Genomic DNA, 18,024 nt, shown 5'->3' on the forward strand with positions numbered 1-18,024 from the left:
GCCCCGTCCGCCCCGTCCGCCCCGTCCGCCCCGTCCGTCCGCACCGTCCACCTCGTCCATCCGCACCGCCCACTCCGTCCGCCCACCCCGTCCGCGCCGCCTACCTCGCCCGCCCACCCGCTTGGCTCGCCTCACCCCACGGATCGCCTGCCTCGCCTGGCTTGACCTCTGTGTCTCTGCACCCGGCCTGACTGGCGGTGGGAATGTGGCGGTCTGCGTGGCTGGGGATGTGGTGGGCGGTCTGCGGCGGGGAGGTGGGGGGTGGGGATGGGGCCGGTCTGGCTTGTGGGGGTGGGAGGAGGTTGTGGCGTGGTCCGGTGCCGGGGTGGGTGATCTCCGTGGACCCCTGGGGCGGGGTGGTGGAGTTCGGGGGCTTGAGGGCGGGTGAGCCCCTAAGGTTGGGGGCAAATTGCCAACCTTGAGTGCATTGGCGGGGATATGTCCGAGGAGACGCTGGTCGCGGGCCGCTACCGGCTGGACGACCTCATCGGCCGAGGGCAGGCCGGTGAGGTGTGGCGGGCGCACGACGAGAACGCCGACTGGACCGTGGCGGTCAAGATGCTCACCGCGGGCTCCAGCGAGCTGGCTCACAAGCATGCCCAGACCGTGGCCAAGGTCGTGCATCCCCATGTGGCCATGGTTCTGGACATCGGTGGGCATAACGGCGTGCCGTACCTGGTGATGGAGTTCTTGACCGGGGCGAGCCTCGGTGAGGAGCGTGTCGCGCACGGGCCGCTGGGGATCGTCGAGGCATGCGACCTGTTCGGACAGGCGGCGGCCGGGCTTGACGCCGCGCATCGGGCGGGGGTGGCGCACGGGCAGATCGACCCTGACTCCTTCCGCCGGGCGGGCAGCGGGGTGCTCAAAGTGGTCGGGTTCGGGATTCAGGGGGCGGATCCGGGGCCGGTGACGCCGTACCGTGCTCCTGAGCAGCTTGACGGGCAGGGTGGGGCGGCCGCCGATCTGTATGCGCTGGCCGCGGTCTGCTATGAGATGTTGTGCGGGCGGCCGCCGTTCGAGGGCGAGGGGGAGGAACTGGCCGAGCGCATCCGCACCGCCGAGCCCGAGCCGCCGACGCGCCACCGTCCCGCCGTTCCGGCCGAGCTGGAGCAGTTGTTGCTGGCGTTGCTGGCCAAGGATCCCGCCGCACGTCCCGCCAGTGGTGACACGGTACGGCGCCGCCTGGCGAGCATCGCCCGCCCCGGCGCCACCCAGCGCACCGGCCCCCTCCCCAACCTCCCGGACGCCCAGATCCCCTTGACCGGAAACCCCGACGGCCAGCCATCCACCCGCCCCGGTGCGGGCCCGCAACCAGGCCACGGTGCCCCAGGCGTGGGGGTCCCGCAAACAGGCCACGGTGTCCCGGGCGTCGGGGGCTCGCAAGCGGGTCACGGCGCGCCGGGTGCCGGGGGCTCGCAAGCGGGTCACGGCGCCTCAGGCCATGGGGGCCCAGGCCACGGTGCTTCAGGTCACGGGGGCACGCAAGCGGGCTTCGGCGCCTCGGGTCTGGGCGGGCCGCAGACGGGCCACTACAGCCCGCGACCAGACCCGCAAACCGGTCTGCACACGGTCCCCGGTGGCCTGCCGCCCGTCAAGGACGGCCACACCCAGGTCTTCGAAGGTCCCATCCAGGATCCGCCCAACCAGAACCGCCGCCTGATCATCCAGATGGTCGCCGCCCTGGCCGTCATCGCTCTGGTCACGATCGGCTTCGTCGTCCTGTCCGGCCGTGACCAGCCCGCCGCGACCCCCGTACCCAGCGCGACCTTCACTCCGCAACAGCCAGACCCGACACCTTCGGCCACCCCGACAGAGCCAGAGCCGACGGAAGAGCCGACTCCGGAACCCACCGGCCTGGTCGACACGCTGGGCCCGGCGAACCCCCTGGACACCCTCACCCCCCAGCCCCGCGACACCACCGGCCTGCGGCAGACCCCGCCGGGCGGCTGGGAGACCTGGCTGGGCCGGTTCGATGAGGCGGTCAGGCTCCAGCAGCAGGTGAACGGCATCGATGGCGGGGTCGCCGCCGACGCCCGCAAGAAGATCGCCAAAGCGATGGACCGGATCAGGAAAGGCCGCGAGGACCAGGGCCGCCGCCACGCGCTGGAGGCGGCGGCGGACCTGCGCGAAGCGGCCGGCGACGGCGACATGGCCGCCACCGGCCCCCTCGCGAACTTCCTCGCCGACTGGGGCCTCAACCGCCCCGGAACATCCGCGTGAGAGGCTGAGGTCTCACCTGCTCCGGGGCATCCGCGTGAGCGGCCGAGGTCTCACCCGCCGCTCGACATCCGCGTGGCAGGCTGAGGTTTCACCTGCGCGGGACATCCGCGTGAGCGGTGAGAGGCTCAGCCGCTCCGCGAGGCCCGCGTGAGCGGCCGAGGTCTCTGCCCGCCAGGGTGCGCGGGGCGGGGAAGCTACCCGCCCCGCGACATCAGCGTGAGCGCGTAGAGCGCCACCGCGGCGAAGTCGTCGGCGGGTTCGGACGCCTGCCACGACCGGACGTCGTCGACGAAGCGGCTGCCGCGCCCGGTGAACGGGGCGTAGCGGTCGACTCCGTCGGCGGGGCAGGGGCTCATGCGGTCCATGTGACCTCCCAGCCCGTCATCGAACAGGGAAGCGCTGTTCGGGCCGTTGACCACGGCGCCGGTCGGCGGCCTGCCGGTGAGGTTGGACATCTGGTAGTGCGGGCAGGTGATCGCGTCGTCGCCGACTCCGGAGACGAACGACACGCCCCACGCGTTGGCCCCGAAGGCCCAGCCGCGCTGGCGGGTGCCGAAGGAGTCGTAGGAGCGGTCGCCGCTCACCGACCGGTAGAGGCGCGAGGTGGCCGCCAGCCCGAACGCGTGCGGCACCGAGTCGAACTGGTCGTACCTCGCACCGGCCTGGAACGGATCCTGGGCGGCCCGCGCGGCGCCGATCTCCAGCTGCGCCCTGAGGTCGCCGACGAGCTGCCGCTCGGTCACCGGCAGCGTGCCGCCACGAGCTTGGCGGATGGCCCTGACCAGGTCGGCGTGGCCGAGCGCGCTGACGTCGTACAGGTTGAAGGTGTCGCCGCCGGCGTCGTGCTTCAGGTACTCGCCGGCCCAGTGGGCCGCCTGCCGCAGCCACTCGCCGGCACGCGGGTCGCGCAGGCGCTGGGCGGCCAGGGCCAGTTCGGCGCCGCCCAGTTCCATGTCGTCGCGCCAGACGCTCTCCGGGTAGAAGGCGTGGGGCAGCGAGGTGACGAGCCGGCCGACGTTCTCGGTCTTGGCCATGGCGTAGACGGAGGCGCCCTTCTCCAGCAGTTCGCGGGCGCGTCCCCGGTCGGGCTCCACCTGCGCGGCCAGGGCGAAGGCGGCGGCGGTACGGCCGGCCAGGTTGGGGCTGATCGGCTGGCCGGGCGCGGCGGCGCGGAAGACGGGCCGGTCGCGGATGTACTTCTCGGTGGAGTGGTCGTCCTCCTCCGGCATGCGCCAGATGTCGTGGTCGCCGGCGAAGGTGCCCTCGGCGTTGCCGGCCCCGATGCCGACCTGGATGTAGAGGGTCTTCGACGTCTCGTCCCACATCTTGTCGAGGAACTTCAGGCCGTGGTCGGCCTCGCCGCGCAGGCGCGGGTCGATGGCGCCGTCGCGCTTGGCCGCCCACAGGAGCGTGTCGACATAGGCGAGGATGTGGGTGAACTTCAGGTAGTCGCCCGCGTCGAACCATCCGCCCGACACGTCCACCGGGCCGCCGACCTTGGTCAGGTCGCCCTTGATCTGGTCGGTGTCGGGGCCGGTGAACTCGGGCCAGTCATAGACCGAGGCGGCCTTGTCGCTCTTGTGCCAGCGGTCGCGCTGGCCGCCGAAGAACGTCACGATCTTGGCCGCGGGCAGCGACAGGGCGATCGAGGGGGCCACGGCGAACTCGGCGGAGGTCTGCCCGCCCGCCTTGACCCGGTAGCTGCCGGGGATGCGGAGCCTGGACAGGTCCAGGTGGTAGACGTGACGGTAGGTGTCGTTCCACTTGCCGAGGTCGCGGCCCGCCGTACCGCGCAGGACCACCCGCCCCCGGCGATCGACGACGGTGAAGGGGAGTGGACGATCCGCCATGAGGTAGGCCTCTTTGGCCTCCTCTGGCGCGAAGCCCACCTGGTCGACCCTGATGAACGACGCGCTCTCGGCCATCGCTGGGCTCCCTGCGATCAGGACGGATAACGCGGTCAACGCCGCTGCCAGCTTCATGCACGCTCCTTGAAGGTTAGGAAACCTTACTAACCTTGCTGCGCACGGTAGCCGCGGAGCGTGAGGAAGGTCAATACGCGTACATTGACGAAATGACCGACACTCACGCGCGGCGCCGAGCCGCCCTGGCCGCGCTGCTGCCCGAGCGCGGGGTCCCCGCGGTGCTCGTCTCCTCCCTGGTCAACGTGAGGTACCTGACCGGACTCGACAGCTCCAACGCCGCGGTCCTGGTCCGCGAGGACGGCAGCGCCACGCTCGCGACCGACTCCCGCTACATCGAGATGACCCGTGACCTGGGCGTCGAGGTCGTCGAGACGCCGGACACCGCGGGCGCCCTGGCCGCGCCGGGCACGGGGATCGAGGCCGCGCACATGTCGGTCGCGACGTTCCGTCGGCTGGGGGAGGGCCTGGTCCCGCTGGAGCCGCTGGTGGAACTCCTGCGTACGGTCAAGGACGAGGAAGAGATCGAGCTCCTGCGTATGGCCTGCGCCATCTCCGACCAGGCATTCAGCGATATTTCCGAAAATATCCGCCCCGGCGCCACCGAACGCCACGTGGCCCGCGTCCTCGAACACCGGATGATCGAACTCGGCGCCGACAAGGTCGCCTTCGAGTCCATCGTCGCCGCGGGCACGAACGGGGCCGTACCCCATCACACCCCCACCGACCGTGAGCTGCGCAAAGGCGACCTGGTCACCCTCGACTTCGGCGCCAACTACCGCGGCTACCACGCCGACATGACCCGCACCGTCAGCCTGGGCGAGCCCGCCGCCTGGCAGCGCGAGATCTACGACCTCGTCGCCGCCGCGCAGAAGGCCGGTCGCGAGGCCCTCGCGCCCGGCGCCACGGCCAAGGAGATCGACTCCGCCGCACGCGGCGTGATCGCCGAAGCGGGCCACGCCGGGCACTTCCGGCACGGCCTCGGACACGGCGTCGGCCTGGAGATCCACGAGGAGCCGTTCCTGGGCCCCGCCAGGACCGGTAGACTAGAGGATCGAGTTCCGATCACCGTCGAGCCGGGGGTCTACCTCCCGGGACAGGGCGGGGTCCGCATCGAGGACACGCTGGTCACGCGTGTGGGCGGGCCGGAACTCCTCACGAAGACGACCAAAGAGCTGCTCGTCCTTTAGAGCGGCAACACGCGGGAGAAAACGAGTGGCGACGACCAACGACCTCAAGAACGGCATGGTGCTGAAGCTCGACGGCGGTGAGCTGTGGGCCGTTGTGGAGTTCCAGCACGTCAAGCCGGGCAAGGGCGGCGCGTTCGTGCGCACCAAGCTCAAGAACGTGCTCTCCGGCAAGGTCGTCGACAAGACCTTCAACGCCGGGGTGAAAGTCGACGTGGCCAACGTCGACAAGCGCGAGATGCAGTACTCCTACAAGGATGGCGACGACTTCGTCTTCATGGACACCGAGACCTACGACATGGTCAACGTGCCCGCCAAGACCGTCGGCGACGCGGCCAGTTACATGCTCGAGAACACCATGGCCACGATCGCCTTCAACGAGGGCTCCGCGCTCTACGTCGACCTGCCGGCCGCGGTCGAGCTGCTGATCTCCAACACCGAGCCGGGCCTGCAGGGCGACCGCTCGACCGGCGGCACCAAGCCCGCCACGCTGGAGACCGGCGCCGAGATCAAGGTCCCGCTGTTCATCACCACCGGTGAGAAGGTCAAGGTCGACACCCGCAGCGGCGAATACCTCGGCCGGGCCTGAGGTGTCGGCACGCGGCAAAGCACGCAGGCGCGCCCTGGACATCCTGTTCGAGGCGGAGGCCAGGGAAGAAGACCCGCTGAAGATCCTCGCCGAGCGGGTGGAGCGGAGCGAGCCGCCGGTCAACGAGTACACCTCGGCGATCGTGGAGGGTGTGGCCCGCCACCGGGCCCGCATCGACGAGCTCATCACCACCTACTCCGAGGGCTGGACGCTGGAGCGCATGCCCGCCGTCGACCGCAACCTGCTGCGCGGCGGCACCTACGAGCTGCTGTGGATGCCCGACGTCCCGGAGGGCGTGGTCATCAGCGAGTGGGTGCATCTGGCGGGCGAGCTCTCGACCGACGAGTCGCCCAGCTTCATCAACGGCCTCCTGGCCCGTTTCAAGCAGCTCAAGCCGAGTCTGTCGCTCTGAAAGGGGGCGCCGTGATCATCACGGCGCCTCTTTTCCGTTACGGCTCCCGCCACCCCACCCGCACCGCCGCCATGGGCGCGCGCCCGTCGAGCGCCGCTCGTGAGGGCTCACGGGGTCCCCGCCGTGACGACTCCGCTGTTGACCCGATAAGAGCTCAAAGGCAACCCGGTAAGTGCTCAAAGGAGACCGGGTAAGAGCTCAAAGGAGACCCCGGTCAGGCCCTGAGGGAAACCCGGTCGGGCCTCAAGGGACCCGGTCGTGGTTCGAGGGTGTGCCAGCTGGGTCGTCAGGGCTCAAGGGTGGCCGACTGGGTTCGGAGGTGGTCGAGCATGACCTTGGCCGCCGGAGTGAGGGCCCGCGACCCCGGCAGAGTGACGCCGACCGAGCGTTTCACCGAGGCCAGCGGCACCGGCAGGCACACGAGCTGCGGATCGGACCGGACCAGCAGCGCCGGCAGCGCGGCCACCATGTCGGTCTGCAGCAGCAGCGACCGGATCGTCAGGATCGACGTGCACTCCACACGGTCCTCGGGCAACGGCAGGTCCTGGTTCTTGAAGACCTGTTCCAGCTCCTGCCGCAGCGACGTCTGCTCCAGCGGCAGGATCCACGGATAGCCGAGCAGCCCGCCCAGCGTCGAGGCGGCCGAGGCGGGGTGGCCGGAGCGGGCGACCAGGAGGATGGGCTCGTCGTAGAGCGGGATCTGGCGCAGCCCGTGCCGGTCGTCGATGGGGTTGAGACGGCCGAGGACCAGGTCGGTGTCGCCGTCGATGAGCCGGGGGACCAGCGAGTCGAACGTGCCCTCGCGCACGATGACCGTGATGCCGGGCCGTTCCGCCTTGAGCGCGGCGATCGAGCGGGGCAGCAGGACGTTCGTGGCGGCCAGCAGGGTGCCGACGGTGACGGTGCCGGTCTCGCCGTTGGCCAGGCCGGTGATGCGGTCACCGGCCCGGCGCAGCTCGGCCTGGACGGCGCGGGCGTGGTCGACGAAGGCGGTGCCGAACACGGTCGGGGTGACCCCGCGCGGCCCCCGGGTGAACAGTTCGACGCCGAGGATCTGCTCCACCTCGCGCAGGCCGCGCGTGGCGGCGGGCTGGGCGAGGCGGAGGTGTTCGGCGGCGCGCAGCACGCTGCCGTGGTCGGCGATGGCGGTGACCAGCACGAGGTGGCGGAGCTTGAGGCGGCCGCCGAGCAGGTCCAGGGCGCGGGTCATCACCATTTCAGCATAGCTTTCAGCTCTGGGCGACCCGATTGGGTATGGCTTCGGGGACGTCGCCGAAGCGTTCGGCGTCGTTGCGGGGCAGGACCAGCGCGGCCACGAGGCTGATCGCGGTCACGACCGCCAGGTACGCGGTGATCGACCACGACGAGCCGGTCGAGGCCAGCAGGGAGGCGGCCACCAGAGGGGTGATGCCGCCGCCGAGCAGCGCGGCGAGCTGGTAGGCGGCCGAGGTGCCCGAGTAGCGGATCGCGACGGGGAAGAAGCTGGCCGTCAGCGTGCCCTGCGCGGCGTGGGTCATCGCCAGCACCGCGCCCATGGCCACCATGAAGACCGCGATCAGCACGTGGTTGCCGGTGTTGACGACGGGCAGGATGGCCACGGCTCCGGCCAGCAGGACCCATGAGCCGTGGGAGAACAGGGCCCGGAGCCCGAACCGGTCGCCCAGGTGGGCCCAGAGCGGCGCGGTCGCCAGCCAGACCGTCGCGCCGCCGATCACGCAGGTCAGCAGGAAGGTTCGGGACAGGCCGATCGCGGGGGCCTGGCCGTACTGGAGGATGTAGACCATGAAGACGTAGGCGACGGCGCTGTTGCCGATGATGACCGCGATGCTGTGCACGACGCCGCGCCAGTGGCCGCGCAGGACCTCGGCGATCGGCAGCTTGACCGGCTTGCGCTGGACCACGAAGTCGGGGCTCTCCTCGATGCGCAGCCGCAGGTAGATGCCGACCACCACGAGGACGACGCTCAGCAGGAACGGCACCCGCCAGCCCCACGACATGAAGGCCTCCTCGCTCAGGGCCGAGGAGGTGCCCAGGAAGACGAGGTTGGCGCAGAGCATCCCGGCGGGCGTGCCCATCATCGGGAAGGCGCCGAACAGGCCGCGGCGGCCCTTCGGCGCGTGCTCCATGGTCAGCACCACGGCCCCGCCGAGTTCGCCGCCGAGGCCGATGCCCTGGGCGATGCGCATCACGACCAGCAGCACCGCGGCCCAGATGCCGATGCTGGAGTAGGTGGGCAGCACGCCGATGAGCGTGGTCCCGATCCCCATGATCAGCAGTGAGACGACCAGCGTGTTGCGGCGGCCGAGCCGGTCGCCGAAGTGGCCGAAGACGATGCCGCCCAGCGGGCGGGCCAGGAATCCCACGGTCATGGTGCCGAAGGCGGCGATCGAGCCGGCGACGGGGTCCATGGCGGGGAAGAACTGCTTGTTGAAGACGAGCGCGGCGGCCGTGCCGTAGAGGAAGAAGTCGTACCACTCGATGGTCGTGCCGATGAAGGCCGCCCACGAGACGCGGCGCGCCGCCCTGCGGCGGTCAGTGTCCATTTTGCGTCTGTACCTTCCGATCAGGGGGTACGGACGAGGATGCACGCTGGTGCTATGTCAAGGCGAATACTGTTCTGGCCGTCGCGTATGTCAAAAGCGTCATATATCGGAAGTGTGATAGCTGGGCCGCGATCAGGTATTGGCCTGATATGGCGCCGCGGCCGGACAATGGCGCCATGAAGCATTACGTCAACGGGGTCTTCGAGACCACGGGGACCCCCTTCCCGCTGATCTCGCCCGTCGACGGGCGCCAGATGGGGACCGTGCCCGAGGCCCCGCGCGAGGTCGTCGACGCGGCGGTCGCCGCGGCCGGGGCGGCGCTGGCAGGACCCTGGGGCGCCACGAGCACCGAGGAGCGCTGCGCCTGGCTGCGGCGGATCGCCGACGGCATCGAGGCCCGGTTCGACGCGTTCGTCGCCGCCGAGGTCGCCGACACCGGCAAGCCGCGCGAGCTGGCCGCCACCGTGGACGTGCCCCGGGCGATCGGCAACTTCCGCGCCTACGCCGACCTGTCCTACGGCCGCCCGGAACGCGCCCACCACACCCGCGTCCCCGGCTGGAGCGGCACCGGCGAGGCGCTCAACTACACCGTGCGCCGCCCGCTCGGCGTCGTCGCCGTCATCTCCCCGTGGAACCTCCCCCTGCTGCTGCTCACCTGGAAGGTCGCGCCCGCCCTGGCGGCGGGCAACGCCGTGGTGGCCAAGCCCTCGGAGGAGACGCCCTCCACCGCGACGCTGCTGGCCGAGGTCATCGACGAGGTACGGCTGCCGCCCGGCGCCTTCAACCTGATCCACGGCCACGGAGCCGGAGCGGCCGGCGAGTTCCTGACCTCCCACCCCGGCGTGGACGCCATCGCCTTCACCGGCGAGTCGGCCACCGGCTCGGCCATCATGCGCGCCGCCGCCGACCACGTCACCCCGGTCTCCTTCGAACTCGGCGGCAAGAACCCGGCCCTGGTCTTCGCCGACGCCGACCTGGACGAGGCGGTCGAGGGCACGATCCGGTCGACCTTCACCCACTCCGGCCAGATCTGCCTGTGCACCGAGCGCGTCTACGTCCAGCGCCCGATCTTCGACGCGTTCACCGCGAAGCTCGCCGAACGGGCCAGGGGGCTGAAGGACTACGGCCCGATGATCTCGGCCGGCCACCGCGACAAGGTGCTGTCCTACTACCGCCTGGCCGTCGAGGAGGGCGCCACGGTCGTCGCCGGGGGCGGCGCCCCCAGGTTCGGCGACGAGCGCGACGGCGGCTTCTACGTCGAGCCCACCGTCATCACCGGCCTGCCCGAGAGCGCCAGGACCGTGCGCGAGGAGGTCTTCGGCCCGATCTGCCACCTCGCGCCCTTCGACGACGAGGCCGAGGCGATCCGGCTGGCCAACGACAGCCCGTACGGCCTGGCCGCCACCGTCTGGACCGGCGACCTGTCGCGCGCCCACCGGGTCGCACCGAGGATCGAGGCCGGGATCGTCTGGGTGAACTGCTGGAACCTGCGCGACCTGCGCACCCCGTTCGGCGGGGTGAAGGCGTCGGGCATCGGCCGGGAGGGCGGCGAGTACTCACTCGACTTCTTCTCCGAGCCGGTCAACGTGTGCGTGAAGATATGAGGTCATCGGTGACGAACGTTCAACAGGCCGCCGAGCGGCTGCTGGGGGCGCACGCCTCCGGCCTGCCCTGCGAGCCCGTGCGCGATCTGGTCGACGGGGTCGAGGAGGCGTACGCCGTACAGGATTGGCTGACCGGCAGGTGGCTGGGTGAGGGACGGCGGCTGACCGGCCGCAAGATCGGCCTGACCAGCGCGGCCGTGCAGAAGCAGCTCGGCGTGGACCAGCCGGACTTCGGGGCGCTGTTCGCCGACATGGCGGTTCCCGACGGCGCCGAGATCCCGGCCGGGACCGTGCTGCAGCCGCGCGCCGAGGCCGAGGTGGCCCTGGTGCTGGAGCACGACCTGCCGCACGAGCGCCACACGGTGGCCGACGTGATCAGGGCGACCGCGTTCGCGCTGCCCGCGATCGAGGTGGTCGGCAGCCGGATCCGCGGCTGGGACATCACGCTGGCCGACACCGTCGCCGACAACGCCTCCTCCGGCCTGTACGTGCTCGGCAACCGGCCGGTCCCGCTGAAAGACCTGGACCTGCGCCTGGCCGGGATGGTCATGGAGCGCCGCGGCGAGCAGGTCTCGACCGGGATCGGCGCCGCGTGCCTGGGCCACCCGCTGCACGCCGCCGTCTGGCTGGCCGACACACTGGCCCGCCTCGGCCGCCCGCTCCGGGCGGGAGACACCGTGCTGACCGGCGCGCTCGGGCCCGTCGTGCCGGTCGTGCCCGGCGACGTGCTGGAGGCCAGGATCGACGGGCTCGGCGACGTCCGAGCCGCCTTCGCGAAGGAGCCTCACGCGAAGGAGACTTTCGCGAAGGAGAGCACGTGAACCGCCTGGCGCAGCGCCTGGACGAGGCGGCGCTCAGCCGTACCGCCATCGCGAAGCTGACCGAGGAGACGGCGCTCGACGTGCCCGCCGCCTACCAGGTGCAACGCGAGGTGATCGCCCGCCGCGAGGCCCGCGGCGAGAAGCTCATCGGCGTCAAGATGGGCTTCACGAGCCGGGCCAAGATGATCCAGATGGGCGTGGACGACGTCATCTGGGGCCTGCTGACCGACGCCATGCTGATCGAGTCGCATCTGGACACGGGCACGCTCATCCACCCGCGCGTCGAACCCGAGATCGCCTTCCTGCTGGAGCGCCCGGTACGCTCGCCCGCCGACGTGGGCGCGGCCGTCGGCGGCGTGGCCGTCGGCTACGAAGTGCTCGACTCCCGCTTCGCCGACTTCTCCTTCACGCTGGAGGACGTCATCGCCGACAACGCCTCCGCCAGCGGGTTCGGCCTCGGCCCCTGGCACACGCCGCGCGCGGTCGCCAACGTCGGCCTGACCCTGGAGATCGACGGGCGGACCGTCGCCTCGGGGTCGTCGGCCGCCATCCTCGGCGACCCGATGCGCTCCCTGCACGCCGCCGCCCGCCTGGCCCAGGCCGCCGGGATCGAGCTGGAGGCGGGCTGGATCGTGCTGGCCGGGGCGGCCACCGCCGCCGTCCCGCTGCCGCCGGGCGCCCACGTTCGCGTCAGCGGCCAGGGGCTCGGCCACGCGGAGGTGACGACATGAGCGAGGAGTCGATGCTCGTGCCGGGCAAGGCCCGCCCGCGCGGGCGCTTCCCGCACTTCAGGCGGGCCGGCGACCTGGTCTTCGTCTCCGGTACGAGCTCCCGCCGCCCCGACGGCACCTTCGCCGGGGCGAGCGCCGACGAGATGGGCACCACCAGCCTCGACATCCGCGAGCAGACCCGCGCCGTCATCGGCAACATCGCCGACATCCTCAAGGCCGCCGGAGGCGGGCTGGCCGACGTCGTCAACGTCACCACGTACCTGGTCTCCATGAACGACTTCGGCGGCTACAACGAGGTCTACGGCACGTACTTCGACGAGAACGGCCCCGCCCGCACCACCGTCGCCGTCCACCAGCTGCCCCACCCGCACCTGCTGATCGAGATCTCCTGCACCGCCCACATCCCGACGAGGAGCACCCCATGATCCCGCCGTTCAACCTCGCCACGTGGATCGACGAGCACGCCGACCAGCTCAAGCCGCCCGTGGGCAACGTGCAGATCTGGAAGGAGGCCGACCTGATGGTGACCGTCGTCGGCGGCCCCAACCAGCGCACCGACTTCCACGACGACCCGATCGAGGAGTTCTTCTACCAGCTCAAGGGCGGTATGGTCCTGCGCGTCATGGAGGAGGAGGGCAAGCCGCCGGTCGACGTCCAGATCCGCGAGGGCGACGTCTTCCTGCTGCCGCCGCACGTGCGCCACTCCCCGCAGCGGCCGGTGCCCGGCTCCATCGGCCTGGTCGTCGAGTACGCCCGCCCGCAGGGCGACCTGGACGCCTTCGAGTGGTACTGCGTCAACTGCCACCGCCTCGTGCACCGCGCCGAGGTGCAACTGGAGTCGATCGTGGACGACCTGCCGCCGGTCTTCAACGCCTTCTACGGCAGCGACCGCACCTGCCCGCACTGCGGCGCCGTACACCCGGGCAAGGACTGGCCCGACGAGCTGCGCCCGGTGGTCCAGTGATCGACATCCACGCCCACGTCTTCCCGCGGATCTCCCGCGAGGAGGCGCGCACCCTGGCGGGGGCCGGCGAGCCGTGGCTGCGCGAAGGCATGATGATGAGCGGCGACGAGGACTACCGCCCCGTCACCCCCGAGCTGTGGGACGCCGGGGCGCGCCTGGCCGCCATGGACCGCACCGGCGTCGCGGTGCAGGCCGTCTCCTCCACGCCGCTGCTGTTCGGCTACGAGGCCGAGCCCGGCCGCGCCGCCGACTGGTGCGACATGGTCAACGACCGGATCCTCGCGTACTGCTCGCAGGACCCCGCCCGGCTCGTCCCGCTGTGCCAGGTGCCGCTGCAGGACCTCGGCCGCGCCACCGAGACCCTGGCCAGGGCGAAGGCCGCCGGGCACCGGGGCGTGCACATCGGCAACCACGTCGGCCCGCGCAACCTCGACGACGCCGATCTGCTCGCGTTCCTGGAGCACTGCGCCCACCAGGACATGCCGGTCCTCGTGCACCCGTGGGACATGATGGCCGCCGACCGCATGCGCGGGTACATGCTGCCCTGGCTGGTCGGCATGGCCGCCGAGACCCAGCTCGGCATCCTGACGATGATCCTTTCCGGCGCCTTCGAGAGGCTGCCCGGCAGCCTGCGGCTGTGCTTCTGCCACGGCGGCGGCAGCTTCGCGTTCCTGCTCGGCCGGGCCGACAACGCCTGGCACCGGCGCGACCTGGTCCGCCGCGACTCGCCCAGGCCGCCCTCCGCCTACACCGACCGCTTCTCCGTGGACTCCGCCGTCTTCGACCCCCGGGCGCTGCGCCTGCTCGTCGACGTCATGGGCGCGGAACGGGTCATGCTCGGCACCGACTTCCCCTTCCCCCTGGGCGAGGAGGACCCGGGCTCGGTCGTGCGCGCTTGCCCGGGGCTGACGGAGGCCGAACGCGAGGCGATCCTCGGCGGCAACGCCGCCCGCTTCCTGGGCCTGACCGAGAGCGCGCCGCGCGCATGACGCTCGCCCACACCCCGCAGGGCACGCTGCGGGGGCTCGGACTCGGGGGAGCGCTGGCGTTCAAGGGCATCAGGTACGCCGCCCCCGCCCGCCGCTTCATGGCCCCCGAGCCGCCCCGGCCATGGGAAGGGGTGCGCGACGCGCTCACCCCCGGCCCGCCGGCCCCGCAGCGGCCGGGCCGGATGGCGTGGGTGCCCGGCCTGGAGATCGACCCGGCCACGGGCCGCGAGGACTGCCTGTTCCTCAACGTCTGGACCTCGGGGACCGAGGGCCGCCGCCCGGTGCTGGTGTTCCTGCACGGGGGCGCGTTCGTGTTCGGCTCGGGCGCGCAGGCCATGTACGACGGGACCGTGCTCGCGCGTGAGCACGGCCTCGTGGTGGTGACCGTCAACTACCGCTTCGGGGCCACCGGCCTGTGGTACGGCGGCGCCGTACCGGCCAACCTCGCCCTGCGCGACCAGATCGCCGCCCTGGAGTGGGTCAGGAACGCCATCGACGCCTTCGGCGGCGACCCGGGGAATGTGACGCTCGCCGGGCACTCGGCGGGCGGCACCAGCGTCCTGGCCCTGCTGGCCTGCGCGCTGGCCGGCGCCCCGGGCCTGTACGCGCGGGCGGCGGCCATGAGCCCCGTCCCCTACGGCTTCGCCACCCCCGGCCAGGCGGAGGCCTGGACCAGGGCGGCCGCCGTCCCGGGCCCGGCCACGGCGCCGATCGGGGAACTGCTGGCGGGGGAGGCACGTGCCGCCCGCGCGCGGCCCCCGGCGGGAGGGCTGCTGCCCGTCGCCCCGGTGCTGGACGGCGACCTGCTGAAAGAGCACCCCATGTCAGGAAATCTCGCGAAAGTGCCGCTGCTGGTGACCACCACTGCTCAGGAGGGACGGCTGTTCGCCGCGGCCGGCATGGGCCGGCCGTCCACCCGCGAGATCTTCACCGAGCCCGCGCGGGAACTGGTGCGCGTCCACCCCGGCCCCGCCCGCCATCTCGTCAGCGACGCGCGTTCACCCATGACGCGCGACGGCGTCGAACTCGGCGCCTGTCACCTCGCGGACGTGCCGCTGTACTTCGGCAACCACGGCACCCCGTTCACCGGCCACAAGCCGGTGCCGGAGATGACCCAGGAGTTCGCCCGGTTCTGCCGCGGCGAGGAGGACACATGAGCAAGATCGCCATCATCGGGTCCGGCAATATCGGCACCGACCTGATGATCAAGGTGAAGCGCACGTCCGCGTCGCTGGAGGTGGCCGCGATGGCCGGGATCGACCCCGGCTCCGACGGCCTGGCCAGGGCCCGGCGGATGGGCGTGGCCACCACCCACGAGGGCGTCGGGGGCCTGCTCGCGCTGCCCTGCTTCGAGGAGGTCGCGGTGGTGCTCGACGCGACCTCGGCCGGGGCCCACCGGCGCAACGCGGCGGCGCTGGCGCCGTACGGGAAGAAGGTCGTGGACCTGACGCCCGCCGCCATCGGCCCCTACGTCGTGCCCGCCGTGAACCTCGGCGACCACCTCGGCGAGGACAACGTCAACATGGTCACCTGCGGCGGCCAGGCCACGGTGCCGATCGTCGCGGCCGTCTCCCGCGTCGCGCCCGTCCGCTACGCCGAGATCGTCGCCTCGATCGCCTCCCGCTCGGCCGGTCCCGGCACTCGCGCCAACATCGACGAGTTCACCGAGACCACCGCGCGCGCCCTGGAGAGCGTCGGCGGAGCGGAGCGCGGCAAGGCGATCATCGTGCTCAACCCCGCGGAACCACCGGTGATCATGCGCGACACTGTCTACTGCCTCGTGCCCGGCTGCGACGAGGCCGAGGTCGCCGCCTCGGTCAAGGAGATGGTGGCCGCCGTGGCCGCCTACGTGCCCGGCTACCGGCTCAAGCAGGACGTGCAGTTCCGCCCGGCCGACAGCGGCACGCTCGTCTCGGTCTTCCTGGAGGTCGAGGGCGCCGCCCACTACCTGCCCGCCTACGCCGGCAACCTGGACATCATGACGTCGGCGGCGCTGCGCGTCGCGGAGAGGATGGCGGCCCGATGAAGCTCTACATCCAGGACGTGACGCTGCGCGACGGCATGCACGCCATCCGCCACCAGTACACCGCCGGACAGGTCGCGGCCATCGCGCGCGCCCTCGACGCCGCCGGCGTGGCCGCCGTCGAGATCGCCCACGGCGACGGGCTGGCCGGAAGCAGCGTCAACTACGGCTTCGGCGCCTGCCCCGACGAGGAGTGGATCGAGGCCGCCGCCTCCGCCATGGACCGCGCGGTCCTCACCACGCTGCTGCTGCCCGGCATCGGCACCATCGCCGACCTGCGCCGCGCCCACGCGCTCGGCGTCCGCTCGGTGCGCGTGGCCACCCACTGCACCGAGGCCGACATCTCCGCCCAGCACATCGGCGTCGCCCGCGAGCTCGGCATGGACGTCTCCGGCTTCCTCATGATGTCCCACCTCGCCCCGCCCGCCGAGCTCGCCCGCCAGGCCAAGCTCATGGAGTCGTACGGCGCGCACTGCGTCTACGTCACCGACTCCGGCGGCCGGCTGACCATGGACGGCGTCAAGGAGCGCGTGCGCGCCTACCGCGAGGCCCTCGACCCCGGCACCGAGCTCGGCATCCACGCCCACCACAACCTGGGGCTCGGCGTCGCCAACTCCGTCGTCGCCGTCGAGAACGGCGTCACCCGCGTCGACGCCTCCCTGGCCGGCATGGGCGCGGGCGCGGGCAACTGCCCGCTGGAGGCGTTCGTGGCCGTCGCCGACCTGATGGGCTGGGAGCACGGCTGCGACCTGTTCGCGCTCATGGACGCCGCCGACGACCTCGTCCGCCCCCTGCAGACCCGCCCCGTCCAGGTGGACCGCGAGACCCTCACGCTCGGCTACGCGGGCGTCTACTCCAGCTTCCTGCGCCACGCCGAGGACGCCGCCGCCCGCTACGGGCTCGACACCCGCGCCATCCTCGTGGAGGTCGGCCGCCGCGGCATGGTCGGCGGTCAGGAGGACATGATCGTGGACATCGCGCTCGATCTCGCCGGTCGCCGGGGGTGACAATCGGTTCATGGTGACCGAGGAAGACGTCCGCCGGCTGGCCCTCGCTCTGCCGGAGACCGGCGAGAAGCCCATGTACGGCACGCCCGCCTTCTACGTGAAGGCCAGATGGTTCGCCCGCATCCGCGAGGAGGGCGACGTGCTGGTGCTGCCGCTGGCCACCCAGGAGGACAAGCACGAGCTGATCGCCGCCGACCCGGAAGTCTTCTTCACCCTGCCCCACTACGACGGCCACGCGATCGTTCTGGTCCGCATGCCCGCGATCGGGGAGCGGGAGACGGCCGAACTCCTGGCCGACGCCTGGCGCCTGCGCGCCCCCAGGAAACTCCGCTCCCTCGTGCCCTGACCGATTACCCTGGACGTTCATGCAGGTAGCCGCCTTCACACAGTTCATGAGCGCCGACCGGATCGCCTCCTACGTCTACGGCGGCGCCGACCCGGGGGACGACCCGCTGTGGCGGCAGTCGGGCGCGCGCACCCGCGAGGAGTACGCCCGCTGGTGCCGCCACGCGTGCGGGATGGCCTGCCTGCGCATGCTCCTGCACCACCGCGACGGCCACGCCCCATCCCTGCTCGACCTCGTGTACGGCTGCCGCGCCTACGGCGGCTACCGCGAGGAGCCCGAGGGCATCAAGGGCCTCTACTACGCCCCCTTCGCCGACTACGCGCGGGCCGAGCACGGCCTCGCCGCCGAGGTCCACCCCCTGATGGACCCGGGCGAGCTCGAAGGGTTGCTGGCCGCCGGCCGGATGGTGATCGCCTCCGTCCACCCGGAGATCCGCCGCCCCGAGCGTCCCGCGCCCGGCCGGGGCGGGCACCTGGTCCTGGTCACCGGGGCCGCGGACGGGACGGTGCGCTTCAACAACCCCTCGGGCCACACCGAGGCCAGCAGGCGGGCCAGGCTGCCGCTGGCCCGGTTCGGCGACTTCTTCGCCGGGCGGGGCATCAGCGTTCTCGCCCCGGACACCAGGGTGGCGCCGGAGAGCGTAGGCTGACACCGGCTGGCTCGAGT

Annotated in this window: 18 protein-coding genes; 15 read left to right on the top strand and 3 right to left on the bottom strand. The window is 71.8% G+C overall.

What is annotated here, in order from left to right; genetic code table 11:
- Nucleotides 1–438: 438 nt before the first annotated feature.
- Nucleotides 439–2,220, top strand: coding sequence for a serine/threonine-protein kinase (locus ACIBKY_RS29510; RefSeq protein WP_397101524.1), 1,782 nt, complete (start codon nucleotides 439–441; stop codon nucleotides 2,218–2,220).
- 194 nt (nucleotides 2,221–2,414) lie between these two features.
- Here ACIBKY_RS29510 and ACIBKY_RS29515 read toward each other — a convergent pair whose 3' ends face one another.
- Nucleotides 2,415–4,202 (bottom strand): glycoside hydrolase family 9 protein, encoded by a 1,788-nt coding sequence (locus ACIBKY_RS29515; RefSeq protein ID WP_397101526.1) that lies wholly within the window; start codon nucleotides 4,200–4,202, stop codon nucleotides 2,415–2,417.
- Between the two features lie 92 nt (nucleotides 4,203–4,294).
- Between ACIBKY_RS29515 and ACIBKY_RS29520 the strand changes: the two genes are divergently transcribed.
- The 3 genes from ACIBKY_RS29520 to nusB are packed head-to-tail and all read left to right on the top strand — an operon-like array spanning nucleotide 4,295 to nucleotide 6,330.
- Complete coding sequence (locus ACIBKY_RS29520) at nucleotides 4,295–5,332, top strand: M24 family metallopeptidase (protein WP_397101528.1); 1,038 nt, start codon at nucleotides 4,295–4,297, stop codon at nucleotides 5,330–5,332.
- A 25-nt stretch (nucleotides 5,333–5,357) separates the two neighbouring features.
- A complete protein-coding gene (efp, locus tag ACIBKY_RS29525) occupies nucleotides 5,358–5,918 on the top strand; it encodes an elongation factor P (protein ID WP_397101530.1) in 561 nt (186 codons plus the stop codon).
- 1 nt (nucleotide 5,919) lies between these two features.
- Nucleotides 5,920–6,330: a transcription antitermination factor NusB gene (gene nusB, locus ACIBKY_RS29530; protein ID WP_184960681.1), complete on the top strand. Its 411-nt coding sequence runs from the start codon at nucleotides 5,920–5,922 to the stop codon at nucleotides 6,328–6,330.
- 286 nt (nucleotides 6,331–6,616) lie between these two features.
- On the opposite strand, the gene ACIBKY_RS29535 is transcribed toward nusB, so the two are convergent.
- Together ACIBKY_RS29535 and ACIBKY_RS29540 are read right to left on the bottom strand one after the other, a co-directional pair.
- A complete protein-coding gene (locus ACIBKY_RS29535) occupies nucleotides 6,617–7,540 on the bottom strand; it encodes a LysR substrate-binding domain-containing protein (RefSeq protein ID WP_397101533.1) in 924 nt (307 codons plus the stop codon).
- Nucleotides 7,541–7,559: 19 nt separating this feature from the next.
- The gene (locus tag ACIBKY_RS29540; protein ID WP_397101535.1) at nucleotides 7,560–8,873 is read right to left on the bottom strand and encodes an MFS transporter; all 1,314 of its coding nucleotides are present in this window, start codon (nucleotides 8,871–8,873) and stop codon (nucleotides 7,560–7,562) included.
- A 176-nt stretch (nucleotides 8,874–9,049) separates the two neighbouring features.
- Between ACIBKY_RS29540 and ACIBKY_RS29545 the strand changes: the two genes are divergently transcribed.
- Genes ACIBKY_RS29545 through ACIBKY_RS29595 form a run of 11 tightly spaced genes read left to right on the top strand, consistent with a single transcriptional unit; the run spans nucleotide 9,050 to nucleotide 18,007 of the window.
- Entirely contained in the window at nucleotides 9,050–10,477 is a 1,428-nt protein-coding gene (locus ACIBKY_RS29545; protein WP_397101537.1) for a 2-hydroxymuconic semialdehyde dehydrogenase, read from the top strand.
- An 8-nt stretch (nucleotides 10,478–10,485) separates the two neighbouring features.
- Nucleotides 10,486–11,298 (top strand): 2-keto-4-pentenoate hydratase, encoded by an 813-nt coding sequence (locus ACIBKY_RS29550; RefSeq protein ID WP_397101539.1) that lies wholly within the window; start codon nucleotides 10,486–10,488, stop codon nucleotides 11,296–11,298.
- Nucleotides 11,295–12,029, top strand: coding sequence for a 2-keto-4-pentenoate hydratase (locus ACIBKY_RS29555; RefSeq protein WP_397101541.1), 735 nt, complete (start codon nucleotides 11,295–11,297; stop codon nucleotides 12,027–12,029). Before ACIBKY_RS29550 ends, ACIBKY_RS29555 begins: the two co-directional genes overlap by 4 nt.
- Nucleotides 12,026–12,454 carry a RidA family protein gene (locus ACIBKY_RS29560; RefSeq protein ID WP_397101543.1) on the top strand — a complete coding sequence of 143 codons (429 nt, stop codon included), beginning with the start codon at nucleotides 12,026–12,028 and terminating at the stop codon, nucleotides 12,452–12,454. Before ACIBKY_RS29555 ends, ACIBKY_RS29560 begins: the two co-directional genes overlap by 4 nt.
- Nucleotides 12,451–12,993 (top strand): 3-hydroxyanthranilate 3,4-dioxygenase, encoded by a 543-nt coding sequence (locus tag ACIBKY_RS29565; protein WP_397101545.1) that lies wholly within the window; start codon nucleotides 12,451–12,453, stop codon nucleotides 12,991–12,993. The genes ACIBKY_RS29560 and ACIBKY_RS29565 overlap by 4 nt, the downstream gene beginning before the upstream one ends.
- Nucleotides 12,990–13,982: an amidohydrolase family protein gene (locus ACIBKY_RS29570; RefSeq protein ID WP_397101547.1), complete on the top strand. Its 993-nt coding sequence runs from the start codon at nucleotides 12,990–12,992 to the stop codon at nucleotides 13,980–13,982. Before ACIBKY_RS29565 ends, ACIBKY_RS29570 begins: the two co-directional genes overlap by 4 nt.
- Complete coding sequence (locus tag ACIBKY_RS29575; RefSeq protein ID WP_397101549.1) at nucleotides 13,979–15,139, top strand: alpha/beta fold hydrolase; 1,161 nt, start codon at nucleotides 13,979–13,981, stop codon at nucleotides 15,137–15,139. The genes ACIBKY_RS29570 and ACIBKY_RS29575 overlap by 4 nt, the downstream gene beginning before the upstream one ends.
- Entirely contained in the window at nucleotides 15,136–16,008 is an 873-nt protein-coding gene (locus ACIBKY_RS29580; protein WP_397101551.1) for an acetaldehyde dehydrogenase (acetylating), read from the top strand. The genes ACIBKY_RS29575 and ACIBKY_RS29580 overlap by 4 nt, the downstream gene beginning before the upstream one ends.
- The gene (gene dmpG / locus ACIBKY_RS29585; RefSeq protein WP_397101553.1) at nucleotides 16,005–17,012 is read left to right on the top strand and encodes a 4-hydroxy-2-oxovalerate aldolase; all 1,008 of its coding nucleotides are present in this window, start codon (nucleotides 16,005–16,007) and stop codon (nucleotides 17,010–17,012) included. The genes ACIBKY_RS29580 and dmpG overlap by 4 nt, the downstream gene beginning before the upstream one ends.
- A 10-nt stretch (nucleotides 17,013–17,022) precedes the next feature.
- Entirely contained in the window at nucleotides 17,023–17,358 is a 336-nt protein-coding gene (locus ACIBKY_RS29590; RefSeq protein WP_397101555.1) for an MmcQ/YjbR family DNA-binding protein, read from the top strand.
- Nucleotides 17,359–17,377: 19 nt separating this feature from the next.
- A complete protein-coding gene (locus tag ACIBKY_RS29595) occupies nucleotides 17,378–18,007 on the top strand; it encodes a C39 family peptidase (protein WP_397101557.1) in 630 nt (209 codons plus the stop codon).
- The last annotated feature ends 17 nt before the right edge of the window (nucleotides 18,008–18,024 follow it).

Source organism: Nonomuraea sp. NPDC050394, from assembly GCF_044459065.1.
Classification (GTDB): Bacteria; Actinomycetota; Actinomycetes; order Streptosporangiales; family Streptosporangiaceae; genus Nonomuraea.